Raw genomic sequence first — 18,637 nt, 5'->3', positions numbered from 1 at the left:
ACAGGCATACGCGGGCCACCCACAACGCGGACGGAGTCGAGAGCGTGAGCATGAAGGCGACCGAGGGGGCCGATCCGTTCGGGACGGCACGGCTGCGGCGCGGCGTGCTCGACGCGTGGGGCGCCGGGCCCGCCCGGTTCCGGGAGGACGCCAACGCCGAGGAGGACCTCGCGCTCGGCGGCTACCGCGACCGCCTCGTCGTCGAGCTGGCCCAGAACGCCGCCGACGCGGCCGCCCGCGCGAAGGTCCCCGGCCGGCTCCGCCTCACCCTGCACCCCGCCGCCCCCGGCGACCCGGACGCCCGCTGCGTGCTGGCCGCCGCCAACACCGGCGCGCCGCTCGACGCGACCGGCGTCGAGTCCCTGAGCACCCTGCGGGCCTCCGCCAAGCGCGAGGGCCACGAGTCCGCGGTGGGGCGCTTCGGCGTCGGGTTCGCCGCCGTGCTCGCGGTCAGCGACGAACCAGCGGTGCTCGGCCGGCACGGCGGCGTCCGCTGGTCGCTGGCCGAGGCGCGCGAGATGGCCCGCCAGGCGGCCGTCGGCTCCCCCGGCCTCGGGGACGAGCTGCGCCGCCGCGACGGGCACGTACCGCTGCTGCGCCTGCCGCTGCCCGCCGAGGGTTCCGCGCCCGAGGGGTACGACACCGTCGTCGTGCTGCCGCTGCGTGACGGCACCGCCGAGGACCTGGTGGCCCGGCTGCTGGCCGCCGTGGACGACGCGCTGCTGCTCACCCTGCCCGGCCTGGACGAGATCGTCATCGAGACCCCGGACGGCACCCGGACCCTGGGCCGGTCGCAGCACGGCCCGTACACGCACGTCGACGACTCCGCGCGCGGCCTGAACCGCTGGCGCACCGTCCTCCACCACGGGCCCATCGAGCCCGCCCTGCTCGCCGACCGGCCGGTCGAGGAGCGGCTGCGTCCGCACTGGTCGGTGACCTGGGCGGTCCCGGTCGACGAGTCCGGCGCCCCGCTCCACCCCCGTACGGCACCGGTCGTGCACGCCCCGACCCCCACCGACGAACCGCTCGGCATCCCCGCCCTGCTCATCGCCTCGCTCCCGCTGGACACCGCCCGCAGGCACCCCGCGCCGGGGCCGCTGACGGACTTCCTGGTGGAGCGGGCAGCCGACGCGTACGCGGAGTTGCTGGGCGACTGGCGGCCCGTGTCGACCGGGACGATCGACCTGGTGCCGGGCCAGCTCGGCAAGGGCGCGCTGGACGGGGCCCTGCGCGGGGCGATCCTGGCCCGGCTGCCGAGGATCGCGTTCCTGGAGCCCGCCGCGCCCCGGGACCCGGAGGCGGAGAACGGCTGGGCGGACGACTGGGACCGGGACCAGGACCGGGACCGGGACCGGGACCGTACGGAGAACACCGCCTCCGGCACCTCCGCCCTGCGGCCCGTCGAGGCCGAGGTCGTCGAGGGCGTCGGGGCCGAGACCGTACGGGTCCTCGCCGAGGTGCTGCCCTGTCTGCTGCCCGCCGGTCTGGAGCGCCGCACCGAACTGCGCACCCTCGGTGTCGCCCGGGTCCCGCTGACCGAGGCGATCGACCGGCTCGCCGGTCTGGAGCGCGACCCCGCCTGGTGGCACCGGCTCTACGACAGCCTCGCGGGCACCGACCCCGACCGGCTCACCGGCCTTCCCGTCCCGCTCGCGGGTGACCCGGAGGACGAGCAGGCCGGTCGCCCGCCGCGCACCACGATCGGCCCGCGCCAGATCCTGCTGCCCCTCCCGGACGCGCTGACCGGCCCGGTCCTCGGCCGCCTCTCCCGGCTCGGCCTGAAGGTCGCCCACCCGGACGCCGCCCACCCGCTGCTGGAGAAGCTGGGTGCGCTGCCCGCCACGCCCCGCGCCGTCCTGACGACCCCTCAAGTCCGCGCGGCCGTCGCCGGATCGCTCGACGCCGGCGAGATCTGGGACGAGGACGCGCTGGATGCCGACGAGCTGGCCGAGACCGTCCTCACCCTCGTGCGCGACGCCGAACTCGCCCCCGGCGACGAGCCCTGGCTCGGTGCGCTCGCGCTCCCCGACGAGGAGGGTGAGCCCGCCCCCGCCGGTGAACTGGTCCTCCCCGGAAGCCCGTTCGCGCAGATCATGCGGGAGGGGGAACTCGCCCTCGTCGACCAGGAGCTGGCCGACCGCTGGGGCGAGGGGCCGCTGACCGCCTGCGGCGTGCTCGCCACCTTCGCCCTCGTACGGGCCACCGACGTCGTCCTCGACCCCGACGAACTGGAGCCCCGCGACAGCGACTTCGCCGAACCCGACGACGCCGGGCTGCTGGACGCCGTCGACGTCTGGTGCGAGGACCTGCTCGACCAACTGCCCGAGACGCCCGTACCGCCGGTCGCCACCGAGATCGTCGCCGTACGGGATCTGGACCTGGTCGACGACGACGCCTGGCCGCAGGCGCTCGCGATGCTGGCCCAGCCGCCGTTGCGCGACGCGCTGACGCAGCCGGTGCGGGTGCTGCTCCCGGACGGCACGACGCAGTCCGTGCGCGCGTACACCGCGTGGTGGCTGCGCGACCACCCCGTGCTGGACGGCCGTCGACCCGCCGGACTCCGCTCGGCGGGCGGTGACCCGCTCCTGGCCGGGCTGTACGACGCGGTGGACGCGACCGGCTTCGACGACGCCCAGGTGCTGCGGGCCCTCGGCGTGCGCACCTCGGTGGCCGCCCTCCTGGACGAGCCCGGCGGCGCGGCCGAACTGCTGGGCCGCCTCGCCGACGAGGACCGCCCCGTCGCCCCCGTACAACTGCACGCGCTCTACACGGCGCTCGCCGAACTCGACCCGGACCAGGTGACGTTGCCGGACGAGCTGCGCGCGGTGGTGGACGGGGAGGTGGTCGTGGCCGACGCGGCGGACGCCGTGATCGCGGACGCCCCGGACGTGCTGCCGCTGACGGAGGGCCTGCCCCTGCTCCCGGTCGCCCCGTCCCGGGCCGCCGAGCTGGCCGACCTGCTCCAGGTGCGACGCCTGGGCGAGACGGTCGAGGCCGACGTCACCAGTGAGGGCGAGGAGCACCGCGTACCGGAGTCGGTCCGCGTCCTGCTCGGACCCGCCACCCCCGACACGTACATCGAGCACCCCGAACTCCGCGCGGGCGGCGTCGAACTGGACTGGCGCCGCGCCCCCGACGGGGTCGTCCACGCGGCCACCCTGGAGGGCGTGGCGGCGGGGCTCGCCTGGGCGGCGGGCCAGTGGCCGCGCCGCTTCGAGGTCGCGGCGCTGCTGGAGGACCCGTCACGTACGGAGGAGCTGGCGCGGGACCGCTGGTTCGACTGACCGCCCGTAGGGAGCGACGCACGGACCAGGCGCTTCACAGAAAAGTCACAGCATCGCACAACCGTTCATGTGATTCGCATGTCTGTTCCTGTGAGCCAACAGGTTCACAGGAACAGACGGGCCCCGCCGGGCCGGCGACGCAAGCGCGCCCCGGGGCCCCATTCTCCACTTGGGGACACATGCGTATTCGTGCCACCGTGGCCGCCGTTTCCGGCGCCCTGGCCCTTTCCGCTCTCGCAGTACCGGCCGCGCAGGCCGAGGACGACCGCTCCTGGTCGGCACCCCAGCCGTTCTCGGACTCCCAGCCCTCGAAGGCGGAGTCCGGCAAGGCGAAGAGCTCGTTCGGCGCCACCGCGAAGGCCGGCGCCGGGCAGATCACCACCGCCGTCCTCAACGGCGGCAAGCCCGCCGTCGCGGGCACCAAGACGCCGCAGACCTACAGCCTGTCGGTTACCGCCAGCGCCCCCTCCGGTGTCTCGGACATCTACGCCTTCGTCTGGAAGGGTTCGTCCATCGACGACCCTGACAGCGTCGGCATCGACCAGAACGAGGAAACCTCGAAGTGCACGGTGGTCAGCGCGACCACCACCACCTGCAAGATGACCGTCACCTTCGACCCGGCGGTCCTGTACAACGAGCTCGCGGGCTCCTGGACCATCGGCGCGGCCGCCCTCACCAACGACGTCGACGTCATCGAGAACTACGCCGTGGCCAAGACCTCGCTCCAGCGCTTCTCGAAGCTGACCGTGAACGCCGGTCCGGAGCCCGTGAAGAAGGGCGGCACCCTCACGGTCACCGGCAGCCTGACCCGAGCCCACTGGGACACCAACACGTACAAGGGCTACACCAACCAGCCCGTGAAGCTCCAGTTCCGGAAGAAGGGGGCCACGAGCTACACGACGGTCAAGACCGTCACCTCCAGCTCCACCGGCTCTCTGAAGACCACCGTCAAGGCGTCGTCCGACGGCTACTGGCGCTACAGCTTCGCCGGTACGTCGACCACCCCGGCCGTCTCGGCCGGCGGTGACTTCGTCGACGTGAAGTAGAACCCGCACACGGAAAGCCCCCGGGAGGATCACCGTCCTCCCGGGGGCTGCCCCATGTCCGCATGTCCGCTGTCCGCGGCCTACACCCCGAAGCGCCGCCCCACCCAGCGCCAGACGAACTCCAGCAGGGCCGCCGCCGCCACCGCGATGCCGACCGCCGTCCACGGCATCGTCGTGCCGACCAGCTTCAGCGCGAAGAAGTCCTGGAGCCACGGCACCACGAGCACGATCAGGAAGCCGAGCCCCATCGCCGCCACCAGGCCGATCCGCCACCAGGTGTACGGGCGGGCGATGATCGCCAGGACCCACATCGCGACCAGGAACAGCGTCAGCGTCGCCGCGCTCGTCTCCGCGTCCAGGGCGCCCTCGCCGGTGTAGTGGTGCCGTGCCACCAGGTACGTGGTGAAGGTGGCCGCAGCCGCGATGACGCCCGAGGGGATCGCGTACCGCATGACCCGGCGTACGAAGTGGGGCTGGGCCCGTTCCTTGTTGGGCGCGAGCGCCAGGAAGAACGCGGGGACGCCGATGGTCAGCGTGGCCAGCAGGGTCAGGTGCCGCGGCAGGAACGGGTACTCCACCTGGGTGCAGACCACCAGGATCGCCAGCAGCACCGAGTAGACCGTCTTGGTCAGGAAGAGCGTCGCGACCCGGGTGATGTTGCCGATCACCCGGCGGCCCTCCGCCACCACCGACGGCAGCGTCGCGAAGCTGTTGTTCAGCAGCACGATCTGCGCCACCGCGCGGGTCGCCTCCGACCCCGAACCCATCGAGACGCCGATGTCGGCGTCCTTGAGGGCCAGCACGTCGTTCACACCGTCGCCGGTCATCGCGACCGTGTGGCCGCGCGACTGGAGGGCCGCGACCATGTCCCGCTTCTGCTGCGGGGTGACCCGGCCGAAGACCGCGTTCTGTTCCATGGCCGTGGCCATCTCGTCCGGGTCGGTGGGCAGCCTGCGGGCGTCGAGGGTGTTCTCCGCGCCCGCCAGGCCCAGCTTCCCGGCGACCGCGCCGACCGAGACCGCGTTGTCGCCGGAGATGACCTTGGTGGCCACGTTCTGGTCGGCGAAGTAGGCGAGCGTGTCGCCCGCGTCCGGCCGCAGCCGCTGCTCCAGGACGACCAGGGCCGTGGGGGCGGCTCCGGCGGCCGCGCCGGGCGCGTCGAGGTCGTCGCCCTGCACCCGGGCCAGCAGCAGCACCCGCAGACCCTGCTCGTTGAGCTGCTCGATCTCGGCGAGGGTCGCGTCACCCTCGGACAGCAGGACGTCGGGCGCGCCGAGCAGCCAGGCGGAAGCCGTCCCGTCGGCCTCGGTGAACGCCGCGCCGCTGTACTTGCGGGCGGAGGAGAACGGCATCGCGTCGGTGACCGTCCAGGCGGCTTCCCCGTCCACCGGGTACGCGTCGATGATGGCCTGGAGGCTGGCGTTGGGCCGGGGGTCCGAGGCGCCGAACGTCCGCAGCACCTCCTCGACGTACGCCTCGTCGCTCCCGTTCAGCGGCCGGACCTCGGTGACGTCCATGCCGCCCTCGGTCAGCGTGCCCGTCTTGTCCAGGCAGACCACGTCGACCCGGGCCAGGCCCTCGATGGCCGGCAGCTCCTGCACCAGGCACTGCTTGCGGCCCAGGCGGACGACGCCGATGGCGAAGGCGACGGAGGTGAGGAGCACCAGGCCCTCGGGGATCATCGGGACGATGCCGCCCACGGTCCTGGCGACCGAGTCCTTGAAGTTGTTGTCCTTCACCACCAGCTGGCTGATGATCAGCCCGATCGCCGTCGGCACCATCATCCACGTGACGTACTTCAGGATCGTGCTGATGCCGCTGCGCAGCTCCGAGTGGACGAGCGTGAAGCGCGAGGCCTCCTCGGCGAGCTGCGCGGCGTACGCCTCGCGCCCCACCTTCGTCGCGGTGAACGCCCCGCCGCCCGCGACGACGAAGCTGCCCGACATCACCGGGTCACCGGCCCGCTTGAGCACCGGGTCGGCCTCCCCGGTCAGCAGCGACTCGTCGATCTCCAGGCTGTCGGCCTCGGCGACCGTGCCGTCCACGACCACCTTGTCCCCGGGGCCCAGCTCGACCAGGTCGCCGAGGACGATCTCGGAGGTGGAGATCTCGGCGGCGACCCCGTCGCGCCGCACGGTCGGCTTCGCCTCGCCGATCACTGCGAGGCTGTCCAGGGTCCTCTTGGCCCGCCACTCCTGGATGATGCCGATGCCGGTGTTGGCGACGATCACGAAGCCGAAGAGGCTGTCCTGGATCGGCGCGACGAACAGCATGATCACCCAGAGCACGCCGATGATCAGGTTGAACCGGGTGAGGACGTTGGCCCGGACGATCTCGGTGATCGAGCGCGAGGAGCGTACGGGTACGTCGTTGACCTCACCGCGTGCGACCCGTTCGGCGACCTCGGCGGTGCTCAGACCATCCGGGCGATGGGGCGGCGGCGGTGGCTCCATGGGGTGCACGGGATCGAGTTCCGCCCCCGCGTCGATCATGGCCGGCCGGGAGGGGCCGGGGGTCTGCTCCCCGGAGGAATCGAGTGCCCGCTGCGTCATGGGTCCGACGTTACGGGCGCGTGCGCCCAATCTCCCGCCGGGGGGTCGAAGATCCGACCAGGGGAGGACGAAGTCGGTCCCGTGGTTGTACGGAGGTGCCCGACGTGGGGCGCGTCAGGCGGTCGTGGGACGCGCCGACGGCAGCGGGACGCGTCAGGCGGTCCGGTCGGCGCGGTCCGGCCGGTCGCCGCTCAGCGCCTTGTCCGAGCTCAGCGCCTTGTCGGCCGCCTCGGCCCCCGTCGCCGCGTCCTTGCCCTCGGCCCGGGCCGCGTGGCGCTTGAGGGCGGCGTCGCGGCCGCGCACGTACCAGATGCCGATCAGGCCGAGTCCGGCGCCGGCCAGCGGGGTCCACACCCACCAGGTGTGGCCGTGGTCGGCGAACCAGCCGTAGAAGGGGAGCTGGGCGAGGAAGAGGACGAACCAGAGGATCGTGCCGCCGACGACGGTGGCGACGACGGGGCCCTCCAGGGGTTCGGGCGCCTCGTGCTTCGGTGTCCACTTCTCCATGTGTTCAGTGTATGGGGACGGGTCCGGACCACCCGGGCGGCGGGTGGCGGGGCGGTCGCCACACGGGTCTACGCGCGGAGATAGCGATCTTCGCTTGATGTATTCATACTGAATCTGCTTTGGGCTGGCTCGAATTGTTCGTCGGAACATCCAAATTCGATCACCTCTCGTCCTTTGCTCCGCCTCCCCTACGTACGACTGAGGTCACCCATGCCCCCCTCGGCCACCGCTCCGGTCGACTCCCCGCCCCCCGCGGCTCCGCAGCCCACGGGCAGCCTGGACCGGTTCTTCAAGATCTCCGAGCGGGGGTCGACCGTCGCCCGTGAGTTCCGCGGCGGGTTCGCCACGTTCTTCGCGATGGCGTACATCATCGTGCTCAACCCGATCATCCTGGGCAGCGCGAAGGACATGTACGGCCACCAGCTCGACAACGGTCAGCTGGTCACCGCCACCGTGCTCTCCGCCGCCTTCTCCACGCTGCTCATGGGCGTCATCGGCAACGTGCCGATCGCACTCGCCGCCGGCCTCGGCGTCAACACCGTCGTCGCGCTCCAGCTCGCCCCCCGGATGAGCTGGCCGGACGCGATGGGCATGGTCGTCCTCGCGGGTGTCGTGGTGATGCTGCTGGTCGCCACCGGGCTGCGGGAACGCGTGATGAACGCCGTGCCGAGGTCGCTCCGCAAGGGCATCGCGATCGGTATCGGCCTGTTCATCCTGCTGATCGGCCTGGTCGACTCCGGCTTCGTCTCGCGCATCCCGGACGCCGCCATGACCACCGTGCCGCTCCAGCTCGGCGGCGACGGTCACCTCAACGGCTGGCCGGTTCTCGTCTTCGTACTCGGCGCGCTGCTCACGCTCGCGCTGATCGTGCGCAAGGTGCCCGGCGCGATCCTGATCTCGATCGTCGCCATGACGGTCGTCGCCGTGGTCATCGACGCGGTGGCCGGTCTGCCCGACGGGGCGTGGGGTCTGACGACGCCCGCGTGGCCGGGCAATCCGGTCTCCGCGCCGGACTTCGGGCTGCTCGGTGAGGTCAGCCTGTTCGGAGGCTTCGAGAAGGTCGGCTATCTGACCGGCGTGCTGTTCGTCTTCACCGTGCTGCTCTCCTGCTTCTTCGACGCGATGGGCACCATCCTGGGCGTCGGTGACGAGGCGAAGCTGATGGACGAGAAGGGCAACTTCCCCGGCATCAACAAGGTGCTGTTCGTGGACGGCATCGCGGTCGCCTCGGGCGGGGCGACCTCCGCCTCCGCCACCACGTGCTTCGTGGAGTCCACCGCGGGCGTCGGCGAGGGCGCCCGCACCGGACTGGCGAGCGTGGTGACCGGTCTGCTCTTCTCGGTGGCGCTGTTCCTCACACCGCTGGCGACCATGGTCCCGTCGCAGGCGGCCACTCCCGCCCTGCTGGCGGTCGGCTTCCTGATCATCGCGGGCTCGGTGCGGGACATCGACTGGAGCGACTACACGCTCGCGATCCCCGCGTTCCTCGCGATGGTGATGATGCCGTTCACGTACTCGATCACCAACGGCATCGGCATCGGCTTCGTCGCCTTCTCCGTGCTGCGCCTGGCGGCGGGCCGGGGCCGTGAGGTGCCGATCGCGATGTACGTGGTGTCGGCGGTCTTCGTCTTCTACTACGCGATGCCGGCGCTCGGCCTCACGTGATCGGGTCCCTGGTCACCGCAGGGCCTGTCGGCCCGCAGAGCTTCTCCGTCTCTCCGTAGAACTTCTCCGTCTCCTCGACGGCCACCTTGAAGCGTTCGTCGAAGTCGTCGCGGATGAGCGTCCGGACCACGTAGTCCTGGACGCTCATTCCGCGTTTCGCGGCGTGCTGCCGGAGCCGGTCGAGCAGCTCACCGTCTATCCGCAGGCTGAGCACTGTCGATCCCATGTCCAGCAGGGTCGCCGCCCCGGAGCGCTCTTTGCGTCACTTTCCGCTTCCAACTCACTCGTTCGGGTGATCGGAATTTACGGGAGGTGTAACCGGGTGGTATTTAGATTGGGTAATGAGTTACGCTAACAAACATGCCTGACCTGATCCACGACGGCGACAGTGCCGCCGCCGTGAGCTCCCTCCGCTCCGCCGTGATGCTGCTGGGCCGACGCCTGAAGCACCAGCGTGTCGACGAGTCGCTGAGCCCCACCGAGATGTCGGTGCTCGGCACTCTCGCCCGCTGCGGCTCGGCCACCCCCGGTGAGCTGGCCCGCAAGGAGCACGTACAGCCGCCGTCGATGACCCGCATCGTCGCGCTGCTGGAGGCGAAGGGGCTGGTCAGGCTGGAACCGCACCCCGATGACCGTCGGCAGAAGAGGGTCAGCCAGACCGAGCAGGCCGAGGCCATGCTCGCGGAGAGCCGCACCAAGCGGAACGCCTGGCTGGCCCACCTCGCCGAGGGCCTGGACGAGGACGAGTGGGAGACGCTTCGGGCCGCCGCGCCCGTGTTGGAGAAGCTCGCCCACCTGTGACCCCACGGGCGCGCCGACGGTGATCCACCCGCCGGACCGTATCCCTGTATACGGCCGGACCGGACCGGATCACCGCCGGAGCGCCCGTCGTCACGTCCTCGTCGGACCGCACGCCGCAGACGTACGAGGAGATGAACCCTTTTGAGTACGGGACCCGGAGCAGACTCCGCCCCCGCACCGACTTCCACCCACGAGAGCACGACCGGCGGGACCTTCTCGTCGCTGAAGATCCGCAACTACCGCCTGTTCGCCACGGGCGCCGTGATCTCCAACACCGGTACCTGGATGTCCCGCATCACGCAGGACTGGCTCGTGCTGAGCCTGACGGGTTCCGCCACCGCCGTAGGCATCACCACGGCCCTGCAGTTCCTTCCGATGCTGCTCTTCGGCCTGTACGGCGGCGTCATCGCCGACCGCCTCCCGAAGCGGCAGATCCTGCTCGTCAGCCAGGCCATGCTCGGCCTGTGCGGTATCGCGCTGGCCGTCCTGACCCTGTCGGGGGTCGTCGAGGTCTGGCACGTCTACCTGGTGGCGTTCCTGCTCGGCATGGTGACCGTCGTCGACAACCCGGCGCGTCAGTCGTTCGTCTCCGAGATGGTCGGCCCCGCGCAGCTGCGCAACGCGGTCAGCCTGAACTCGGCGAACTTCCAGTCCGCCCGGCTCATCGGCCCCGCCGTCGCGGGTGTCCTGATCACCACGGTCGGCAGCGGCTGGGCGTTCCTGCTCAACGGGCTGTCCTTCCTGGCTCCGCTCGTCGGCCTGCTGATGATGCGCACGAACGAGCTGCACGCCTCGGTGACCGTGCCCCGCGCCAAGGGCCAGCTCCGTGAGGGCCTTGCTTACGTCCGGGGCCGCCCCGAGCTGATCTGGCCGATCGTCCTGGTCGGCTTCGTCGGCACGTTCGGCTTCAACTTCCCGATCTGGCTGACCGCCTTCGCCGACGAGATCTTCGACGGCGGCGCGGGCATGTACTCCTTCTTCAACATCCTGATGGCGGCCGGTTCGCTGGCCGGCGCACTGCTCTCGGCCCGCCGCCGCTCCTCGCGGCTGCGGATGCTGGTGGCGGCGGGTACGGCGTTCGGGCTGCTGGAGATCGCGGCTTCGCTCTCCCCGACGGTCTGGCTGTTCTCGATCCTCCTGGTCCCGATCGGCATGCTGGGCCTGACGACGAACATCACCGCGAACACGAGCGTCCAGATGGCCGCCGACCCGGAGATGCGGGGCCGGGTGATGAGCCTGTACATGATGGTCTTCGCCGGGGGTACGCCGGTGGGGGCCCCGATCGTCGGCTGGATCAGCGACACGTACGGCGCCCGCACCGGCTTCGCGGCCGGCGGCGCGATCTCGGTGATCGCCGCGCTGGCGGTCGGCTTCGCCCTGGCCCGCGTCGGCGGCCTCCGCCTGAAGGTCGACCTCCGCCCGGGCCGCCCGCACGTCCGCTTCGTCCCGCGCGAGCAGCTGGCGACGGCGGCGTGAGCCATGCGAAGGCGCCCTCCCCGGAGCGGGGAGGGCGCCTTTCGCATGCCGGGGCGCGGGGTCAGTCGCGGGGGAAGGCGTCGGTGGCGAGGGTGAGGCCGACGACGGTCGAGGTCAGGTCGACGGGGGTGCCGAAGTCGAGGCTCAGCACGCTGCGGTACTCGTCCTCCTTCGGGAGCGTGTGCAGATGCCAGGTCCCGGTGTACGGGTCGACGATGAGGTACACGGGGACACCGGCGGTGGCATAGACGGCCTTCTTGATGCCGTAGTCGTTCGCCGCGGTGGCCTTCGAGATCACCTCGGCGACGAACTCGATGTCCTGGTAGCGCCAGCGGCCGTCCTCGCCCTTGACGGCGTCGGGCGAGAGGGCGACGACGTCGGAGGCGAAGCCGTTGAGGTGGCCGGGGAGGTCGATGCGTACGTCGGTCTTCAACTGCCGGCGTTCGTACGTCGTGCGGAGCTGCTCCAAGATGTCAAAGGTGATCTCCCAGTGCGTGTCCCGCTGCGGCGACATGTAGACGGCCCCCTCGACGATCTCGACCTTGTATCCCTCGGGGGTGGGCTCAAGCCACTCGAACATCTCGTCCAGAGTGCGCTCGTCGCTGGTGTCGGCCATGTCGATCCTGTCGGTGTCTACGACGGTCATCGTGCCGCTCCTCCCCGCTGCCGCACGGGCGTGCGGGCAGCCGCGTAGTACAACGATAGGCCCGGTCCGTGGGACACGCCCGGACCTGCCAGACTCGCGCGCATGAGCAGCAGCGATCCCGGTCGTCCGGCCACCGTGCGCCTCTTCGCCGTCGTCCTGCCGCCCGAGGCGGCCGTGGCGGAGCTCCGTGCGGCTCTCGCGCCGCTGCACGCTCTGCCCGGGGCGCGGGACCTGCGCTGGACGGGCCCCGAGGGCTGGCACTTCACGCTGGCGTTCTACGGCGAGGTGCCCGAGGACGTGCGGCCGGAGCTGGAGGCACGCCTGGAGCGGGCCGCGCGCCGGACCGCGCCCTTCGCGCTCCGTGTGCACGGGGCCGGGCACTTCGGCGGGCGGGCGCTGTGGGCCGGGGCGGCAGGCGGGCTCGACACCCTGCGACTGCTCGCCGAGCGCGCCGAGGCCGCCGCCCGGCGGACCGGGCTGCCGATGGAGGAGCACCGCCGCTACACCCGGCACCTCACCCTGGCCCGGAGCCGGGGCGCGGCCGACCTGCGGCCCTTCGCCGCGGCGCTGGCGGGGTTCGAGGGGCGGCGCTGGGAGGCCGCCGAGCTCACGCTCGTACGAAGTCATCTGCCGGTGTCCGGGGTGCCGGGGGAGCGGCCGCGCTACACGGCGGTGCGGGCCTGGCCGCTGGGCGGGTGAGGTGCCGCCGTGACGCCCGGGGCGGCCCGGCGGCCGGGTCCGGTGAGTGGTGCCGTTACGCTCGAAGGGTGGACCCGAAGACCAGAAACCGCATCATGGCGGCCGTACTCGTGCTGATATTCGTCGTCGTCGCCGTGGGGGCCGCCCTCGGCGGCTGAGAACCGGCCCGGCGGGCCGCCGGGCGGTGTGACATGCCGCAGGGCGGCCCGGCGCGTCCCGGACCTGTCCGGGGTGCGTGCTTGCCTGGAGTGGACTCGAAGGAGTTGGCTTGGGCGCCATGAAGTACACACAGCTCGGACGTACGGGACTCAAGGTCAGCCGGCTCGTTCTCGGGACGATGAACTTCGGTCCGCAGACCAATGAGTCGGACAGTCACGCGATCATGGACTCCGCGCTCGGCGCGGGCCTGAACTTCTTCGACACGGCCAACGTCTACGGCTGGGGCGAGAACAAGGGGCGCACCGAGGAGATCCTCGGCACCTGGTTCGCCCAGGGCGGCGGCCGGCGCGACAAGGTGGTCCTGGCCACCAAGATGTACGGGAACATGGGCGCCGACGGCGAGGCCTGGCCGAACCACGACAAGCTCTCCGCCGTGAACATCCGGCGCGCGGTCGACGCCTCGCTCAAGCGCCTCCAGACCGACCACATCGACCTCTACCAGTTCCACCACGTCGACCGGAACACGCCCTTCGACGAGATCTGGCAGGCGATCGACGTCCTGGTCCAGCAGGGCAAGATCCTCTACGCCGGATCGTCCAACTTCTCCGGCTACAAGATCGCCCAGGCCAACGAGCAGGCCGCCCGGCGCGGTTCGCTCGGCCTGGTCAGCGAGCAGTGCATCTACAACCTGGTCGAGCGCCGCGCCGAGATGGAGGTCATCCCGGCCGCGCAGGAGTACGGCCTCGGGGTCATCCCCTGGTCCCCGTTGCACGGCGGCCTGCTGGGCGGCGTGATCAAGAAGACGACCGAGGGCGGCCGCCGCGCCTCGGGCCGCGCGGCCGACGCCCTGGCCGACCCCGCGACCCGTGCGCAGCTCCAGGCGTACGAGGACCTCCTCGACAAGCACGGCCTGGAGCCCGGCGAGGCGGCCCTGGCCTGGCTGCTGACCCGCCCCGGCATCACGGGCCCGATCGTCGGCCCGCGCACCGCCGAGCAGCTGGACAGCGCGCTGCGGGCACTGGAGCTGGACCTCCCGGAGGCGGTCCTCACCGGCCTGGACGAGATCTTCCCGGGCCCGGGCCCTTCGCCCGAGGCGTTCGCCTGGTAGGAGCCGCGCAGGCGTCGTGTGCGAGCCCGTCCCCGGGAGTGCTTCAGCCGGGGGCGGGCCTCACACCTTCCCCGCGAACCCGTCCAGCGCCGCCAGCACCGCCCGCCGGGTCTCCGTGCCGCCCATGTGGCCCGCGTTGTCGATGACCGTCAGTGTGGCGTCCGGCCAGGCACGGTCCAGTTCCCAGGCGGTGATCAGGGGGCCCGCGAGGTCGAAGCGGCCGTGGATCAGGGCGGCCGGGATGCCGGTCAGGCGGTGGGCGCGGGCCAGGAGCCGGCCCTCCTCCAGCCAGGCGCCGTGGGCGAAGTAGTGGGAGCAGATCCGGACGAGCGCCTGCTGGTCGCGGTCCGGGCGGCCGCTGTACGGGGCCGGGCCCGGGACCGCCTCCATCGAGACGACCGCGTCCTCCCAGGCGCACCAGTCCGTCGTCGCCTTCTCCCGTACGGCCGCGTCCTGGCTCTCCATCCGGCGGGCGTACGCGGCGACCAGGCCGGCCGGGTCGTCCGCCTCGGGGACGCCCGCGCGGAAGGCGGCCCAGGCCTCGGGGAAGAGCTGCCCGGCGCCCCGGTAGAGCCAGTCGATCTCGCTGCGGCGGGTCGTCGTCACCGCCTGGATCACCACCTCCGTGACCCGCTCCGGGTGCTCCTCGGCGTACGCCAGGATCAGCGTCGAGCCCCACGAGCCCCCGTACAGCAGCCACTCGTCGATGTTCAGGTGGTCCCGCAGGCGTTCCATGTCGGCGATCAGGTGGGCCGTCGTGTTGTGCCGCATGTCCGTCGCCGGGTCGCTCGCGTGCGGCGTCGAGCGGCCGCAGCCCCGCTGGTCGAAGAGGACCACCCGATAGCGGTCCGGGTCGAAGTACCGGCGGGAGCCGGGCGAGCAGCCGGACCCGGGGCCGCCGTGCACCACGAGGGCCGGCTTGCCGTCCGGGTTGCCGCACACCTCCCAGTACACGAGGTTGCCGTCCCCGACGTCCAGCATGCCGCTCTCGTACGGCTCGATCGGCGGATACCGCGTGTCGTCCCGTGCCCGGTCCATTCCCGTGCCCTCCCTCGTGAGTCGGCCGGACAGCCTACGGCAGCGGCGTAGCCTGGACGCCGTGAACGCTGCTCCCCGGGTCCTCGCCGTCATCGACGATCTGCTGTCCGCCGCCGCTCCCGGCGAGCGCGGTGCGCTGTGGCATCTGGCCGAGTCGGGGCGGGAGTTGGACGCCAATCTGGTGCGACTGCCGCCCGGCGCCGAGGTCGGTGAGCACCAGGAGGACGTGCTCGATGTGCTGCTGGTGGTGCTGGAGGGGGCGGGTCTCCTACGGGCGGGCGATGGTCAGGTCCTGGATTTCGCGCCCGGCACCGTCCTCTGGCTGCCCCGTACGTCCCGGCGCGCGCTTGCGGCGGGGCCGGACGGGCTCGCGTACCTCACCGTCCACCGCCGCCGCCCCGGCCTGGCGATCAAGCCGCCGAGCGGGGCGTACGAGGGTGGCGAGGGGCCCTGCATGCTGGACCGGGTCTGCCCGGAGTGCGGGAAGCTGTCGCAGGATCCCGCGCCGGTGTTCTGCAGCCGGTGCGGGGAGCGGTTCCCGGAACGGTGAGCCCGGGCGGGGCCGGGCGTGCCGCGGTGAGCCGGGGCCGGGCGTGCCGCGAAGCCGCCGTGCGCCCGGCCCCGGCCCCGGCCCCGCCGCGCTCTTCAGTACCCCTCGCACTCCGTCAACTCAGGGCGCCCCGGCGGGTTCTTGTCGCCCACCAGGCCCGACAGGTTCTCCTTGTACATGTCCTCCCAGACCCGGCCGGCCAGGATCGTCCGCAGCGCCGAGCACACCTCGCCCTTCAGGACACGCGACTTCGGCCGCATCGCCACGCCGTAGCCCTCCGCGCCCTGGATGTTCTCCAGCCGCCGGACCTTGCCCGGGTTGGCCTCGACGTACCCGGCGAGAATGATGTCGTCCGAGGCCACCGCGTACACGTCGGACTTCGGGTCCAGCAGTTTGTCCAGACAGTCCTGATAGGTGTTGGGCTGCGACTCGGCCATGGTGAAGCCCTGTTTCGGCAGCGCCTTCTCGTACGTCGACTCCCTCGCCGTGCACACCTCGACGCCCAGGTCCCGCAGATCGCTGGAGTCGTTGATCGTGTACTTCGCCGACTTCTCGCGGACCAGAAACCCCCGGCTGGCCTCGTAGTACGGGCCCGCGAAGTCGACGCTGTAGCCGTCGGGGCCGGCTGTCTTGCGGTCGTCGGTGATGCTGTAGGAGGCGATGACCAGGTCCACCTGCTTCGTCTTCAGCGCGGTGGACCGGTAGTCCGTGGCAACCGTGGTGAAGGCGACCTCGCCCTTGCCGTACCCCATGGACTCGGCGATCGCGTAGGCCAGGTCGATGTCGTAACCCCGGTACGTGCGCGTCTTCCTGTCGAACTTGCTCAGCCCGGGCTGGTCGTCCTTGACGCCGATCTCCAGGGTGGGGTGCGTGTCCTTCCACCGCTCCTGGCTGCCGCTGTTGCCCTGTCCCTCCGTCGATCCGGCCCGGTCGCCCTGTTCGCCGTCCTCGCCGTCGCCCTGTGCGACCAGCCAGCCCGCGCCGGCCAGCAGCGCCACGCTCACCACGGCCGCCGCGATCTGCCAACCGCGGTGTCGGGGGCGCCGCTTGCCCGCCGTCGGAGGACGCGGCGCGGAAGCGGTGACAGGGGCGGGCACGGCGGGCGCCGGGGGCGGAACGGCCGGGCGCAGCGCGGGCGTCGGGGGCGTCGAGGGGTTCGAGGTGGAGACCGCCGTGGGCGGATGCGTCGCCGCGCCCGCGTTCGGCGAGGCGGGGTCGGCGAGCACCTCCCGGAGCATCGCCTCCGCCGTGGCCGCGTCCAGCCGCTCCCGGGGATCGATGACCAACAGCCCCTGGACGACGGGTGCGAGGGGACCGGCGTACCGGAGGACGGGGTCGGGGGACTGCCGGATGTTCTCCTGGACCTCCCACACCTCCTGCCCGGCGAACGGCACGCGGCCCTCGACCGCCTCGTACAGCGTCACGCCGAGCGCCCACAGGTCGGAGGCGGGCGTGGGGCCGGGGGATGCGGGGGCGAAGAGTTCGGGGGCCAGGTAGGAGGGGGTGCCGATGACGCTGCCGGTCCGGGTCACCCGGTCCGCGCCCTCGAAGGTGGCGATGCCGAAGTCGACCAGGATCGCGAGGCCGTCGTCCCGGACGAGGACGTTGCCGGGCTTCACATCGCGGTGGACGACCGACGCCGCGTGGACCGCCCGCAGGCCCTGGAGCACCTGGAGGCCGATGTTCGCGGCCCGCGGCACGGCGAGGACCCCGTCACGGCTCAACAGGTCCGCGAGGGACCGTGCTTCGAGGAGCTTCATCACGATCCAGACCTGGTTGTCGGTCTCGACCTGGTCGTGGACCGTCACCACGTTCTGGTGCTCGATCTTGGCGATGGCCTCCGCCTCGCGCCGGGCGCGCTGCATCGCCGTCGCCTGTGTGCCCGCGGTCATGGCGTTCCGGTCGAGCAGGCCCTTCACGGCGACGAACCGGTTCAGCCGCCGGTCGTGGGCCTTCCAGACCTCGCCCATGCCGCCGCTGCCGATCCGCTCCAGCAGCTCGTAGCGGCCGTCGATCACGGTCCGGGGGGCTTCGTCGTCCGCCCGGCGGTCGGCGAAGCGCCCGCCCTGCCCGTCGTCCGCTCTCTGCCCGTCGCCCGCTCCGCCGGCCCGGTCTTCGCTGTGCATACAACCCCCTGTGCACTACATGGACCAGGTCAGACTAGACACCTTCTAGGCAGCCGCGCCGCCGTTGCTCTTCAGCAACTGTCCGTTGACCCACTGACCTTCGGGGGAGCAGAGGAAGTCCACCAGGTGGGCGGTGTCCCGCGGGGTGCCGAGCCGGCCGAGCGGGGTGCCCCGGACCAGGGACTCGCGCAGGTTGTCGGTCATCCATCCGGTGTCGATCGGGCCGGGGTTGACGACGTTCGCCGTCACTCCGAGGTGGGCCAGCTCGTGCGCTGCGGCGAGCGTGATGCGGTCGAGGGCCCCCTTGCTGGCGCCGTAGGGGAGGTTGCCCACGGTGTGGTCGCTGGTGAGTGCGACGATCCGGCCGGTGGGGGTGCGGGGCTCGGTGCCGGCCGCAGTGCTGCCGGGCGCGCCGCGAAAGCGGAGCCCGTACTCCCGGATCAGCAGCCAACTGGCCCGGGAGTTCACCGCGAAGTGCCGGTCGAACGCCTCCACGGTGGTGTCGAGCAGCCCCGAGTCCACCGACTCCGCGTGCGAGAGGACGAGCGCGGTCACCGGCCCGCCGAGGCGCTGTTCGGCCTCGTCGAAGATGCGGGCCGGTGCGTCGGGGCCGGTGAGGTCCGCCTCGATCGCCGCCGTACGGGCTCCGGCTTCCGCCAGCTCCTTCGCGATGGCCTCGGCGGCCCCGGCCTCGACGCCCCACTCCATCCGGCGGTCGTACGGCGTCCAGTAGGTGAAGGCGATGTCCCAGCCGGAGGCCGCCAGCCGCCGCGCGATGCCCGCGCCGATGCCGATGCTGCGGCCGACGCCGGTGATCAGGGCGACGGGGCGGGACGGGGCGGGATCGGAGTACGGGGAGGGGGAGGGGTGCGCGGTGATCGTCACGCGGTGATCCTTCGTGACCCGTAGGCGTACGTCAATGGCGTTTCCGGTCACCGCGGCGACCTGCGGCGACCTGTGCTGACCTGCGGTGACCCATC

At 71.9% G+C, this 18,637-nt stretch carries 15 protein-coding genes; 8 read left to right on the top strand and 7 right to left on the bottom strand.

Annotation, left to right across the window (positions count from 1 at the left end):
• The first annotated feature begins 50 nt into the window (after window positions 1-50).
• Together IE140_RS05715 and IE140_RS05710 are read left to right on the top strand one after the other, a co-directional pair.
• On the top strand, window positions 51-3,284 hold the full coding sequence (locus tag IE140_RS05715) for a sacsin N-terminal ATP-binding-like domain-containing protein (protein WP_150195771.1): 3,234 nt from the start codon (window positions 51-53) through the stop codon (window positions 3,282-3,284).
• Between the two features lie 179 nt (window positions 3,285-3,463).
• A complete protein-coding gene (locus IE140_RS05710) occupies window positions 3,464-4,330 on the top strand; it encodes a DUF5707 domain-containing protein (protein WP_093440077.1) in 867 nt (288 codons plus the stop codon).
• 80 nt (window positions 4,331-4,410) lie between these two features.
• Here the strand turns inward: IE140_RS05710 and IE140_RS05705 are convergent, their stop codons facing one another.
• Complete coding sequence (locus IE140_RS05705) at window positions 4,411-6,882, bottom strand: HAD-IC family P-type ATPase (protein ID WP_093440080.1); 2,472 nt, start codon at window positions 6,880-6,882, stop codon at window positions 4,411-4,413.
• 153 nt (window positions 6,883-7,035) lie between these two features.
• Window positions 7,036-7,389 carry a DUF2530 domain-containing protein gene (locus tag IE140_RS05700; RefSeq protein ID WP_150195753.1) on the bottom strand — a complete coding sequence of 118 codons (354 nt, stop codon included), beginning with the start codon at window positions 7,387-7,389 and terminating at the stop codon, window positions 7,036-7,038.
• Between the two features lie 210 nt (window positions 7,390-7,599).
• Here IE140_RS05700 and IE140_RS05695 point away from each other — a divergent pair, with 210 nt between their 5' ends.
• The gene (locus tag IE140_RS05695) at window positions 7,600-9,054 is read left to right on the top strand and encodes an NCS2 family permease (protein ID WP_093440085.1); all 1,455 of its coding nucleotides are present in this window, start codon (window positions 7,600-7,602) and stop codon (window positions 9,052-9,054) included.
• Here the strand turns inward: IE140_RS05695 and IE140_RS05690 are convergent.
• The gene (locus IE140_RS05690) at window positions 9,047-9,280 is read right to left on the bottom strand and encodes a hypothetical protein (protein WP_032749464.1); all 234 of its coding nucleotides are present in this window, start codon (window positions 9,278-9,280) and stop codon (window positions 9,047-9,049) included. The genes IE140_RS05695 and IE140_RS05690 overlap by 8 nt on opposite strands.
• A 134-nt stretch (window positions 9,281-9,414) precedes the next feature.
• Between IE140_RS05690 and IE140_RS05685 the strand changes: the two genes are divergently transcribed.
• Complete coding sequence (locus tag IE140_RS05685) at window positions 9,415-9,855, top strand: MarR family winged helix-turn-helix transcriptional regulator (protein ID WP_006126571.1); 441 nt, start codon at window positions 9,415-9,417, stop codon at window positions 9,853-9,855.
• A 141-nt stretch (window positions 9,856-9,996) separates the two neighbouring features.
• Window positions 9,997-11,331, top strand: a complete 1,335-nt coding sequence (locus tag IE140_RS05680; protein WP_006126572.1) for an MFS transporter — start codon at window positions 9,997-9,999, stop codon at window positions 11,329-11,331.
• A 61-nt stretch (window positions 11,332-11,392) separates the two neighbouring features.
• On the opposite strand, the gene IE140_RS05675 is transcribed toward IE140_RS05680, so the two are convergent.
• Window positions 11,393-11,977 carry a Uma2 family endonuclease gene (locus tag IE140_RS05675; RefSeq protein WP_150195751.1) on the bottom strand — a complete coding sequence of 195 codons (585 nt, stop codon included), beginning with the start codon at window positions 11,975-11,977 and terminating at the stop codon, window positions 11,393-11,395.
• A gap of 102 nt (window positions 11,978-12,079) precedes the next feature.
• On the opposite strand from IE140_RS05675, the gene thpR reads away from it, so the two are divergent.
• Both thpR and IE140_RS05665 read left to right on the top strand, forming a co-directional pair.
• Complete coding sequence (gene thpR / locus IE140_RS05670) at window positions 12,080-12,676, top strand: RNA 2',3'-cyclic phosphodiesterase (protein ID WP_150195749.1); 597 nt, start codon at window positions 12,080-12,082, stop codon at window positions 12,674-12,676.
• Between the two features lie 277 nt (window positions 12,677-12,953).
• Window positions 12,954-13,943 carry an aldo/keto reductase gene (locus tag IE140_RS05665; RefSeq protein ID WP_065488432.1) on the top strand — a complete coding sequence of 330 codons (990 nt, stop codon included), beginning with the start codon at window positions 12,954-12,956 and terminating at the stop codon, window positions 13,941-13,943.
• 60 nt (window positions 13,944-14,003) lie between these two features.
• Here the strand turns inward: IE140_RS05665 and pip are convergent, their stop codons facing one another.
• The gene (pip, locus tag IE140_RS05660) at window positions 14,004-14,981 is read right to left on the bottom strand and encodes a prolyl aminopeptidase (protein ID WP_150195747.1); all 978 of its coding nucleotides are present in this window, start codon (window positions 14,979-14,981) and stop codon (window positions 14,004-14,006) included.
• Window positions 14,982-15,042: 61 nt separating this feature from the next.
• Here pip and IE140_RS05655 point away from each other — a divergent pair, with 61 nt between their 5' ends.
• A complete protein-coding gene (locus tag IE140_RS05655; protein WP_189460113.1) occupies window positions 15,043-15,531 on the top strand; it encodes a hypothetical protein in 489 nt (162 codons plus the stop codon).
• 95 nt (window positions 15,532-15,626) lie between these two features.
• Here IE140_RS05655 and IE140_RS05650 read toward each other — a convergent pair whose 3' ends face one another.
• Both IE140_RS05650 and IE140_RS05645 read right to left on the bottom strand, forming a co-directional pair.
• Window positions 15,627-17,657: a serine/threonine-protein kinase gene (locus tag IE140_RS05650; RefSeq protein ID WP_189460111.1), complete on the bottom strand. Its 2,031-nt coding sequence runs from the start codon at window positions 17,655-17,657 to the stop codon at window positions 15,627-15,629.
• Between the two features lie 45 nt (window positions 17,658-17,702).
• A complete protein-coding gene (locus tag IE140_RS05645; protein WP_189460109.1) occupies window positions 17,703-18,542 on the bottom strand; it encodes an SDR family oxidoreductase in 840 nt (279 codons plus the stop codon).
• Window positions 18,543-18,637 lie beyond the last annotated feature (95 nt).

The organism is Streptomyces parvus (assembly GCF_014648875.1).
GTDB lineage: Bacteria > Actinomycetota > Actinomycetes > Streptomycetales > Streptomycetaceae > Streptomyces > Streptomyces parvus.
Note: the sequence above shows the minus strand (reverse complement) of the source record. Positions and strands in the feature narration are given on the sequence as shown.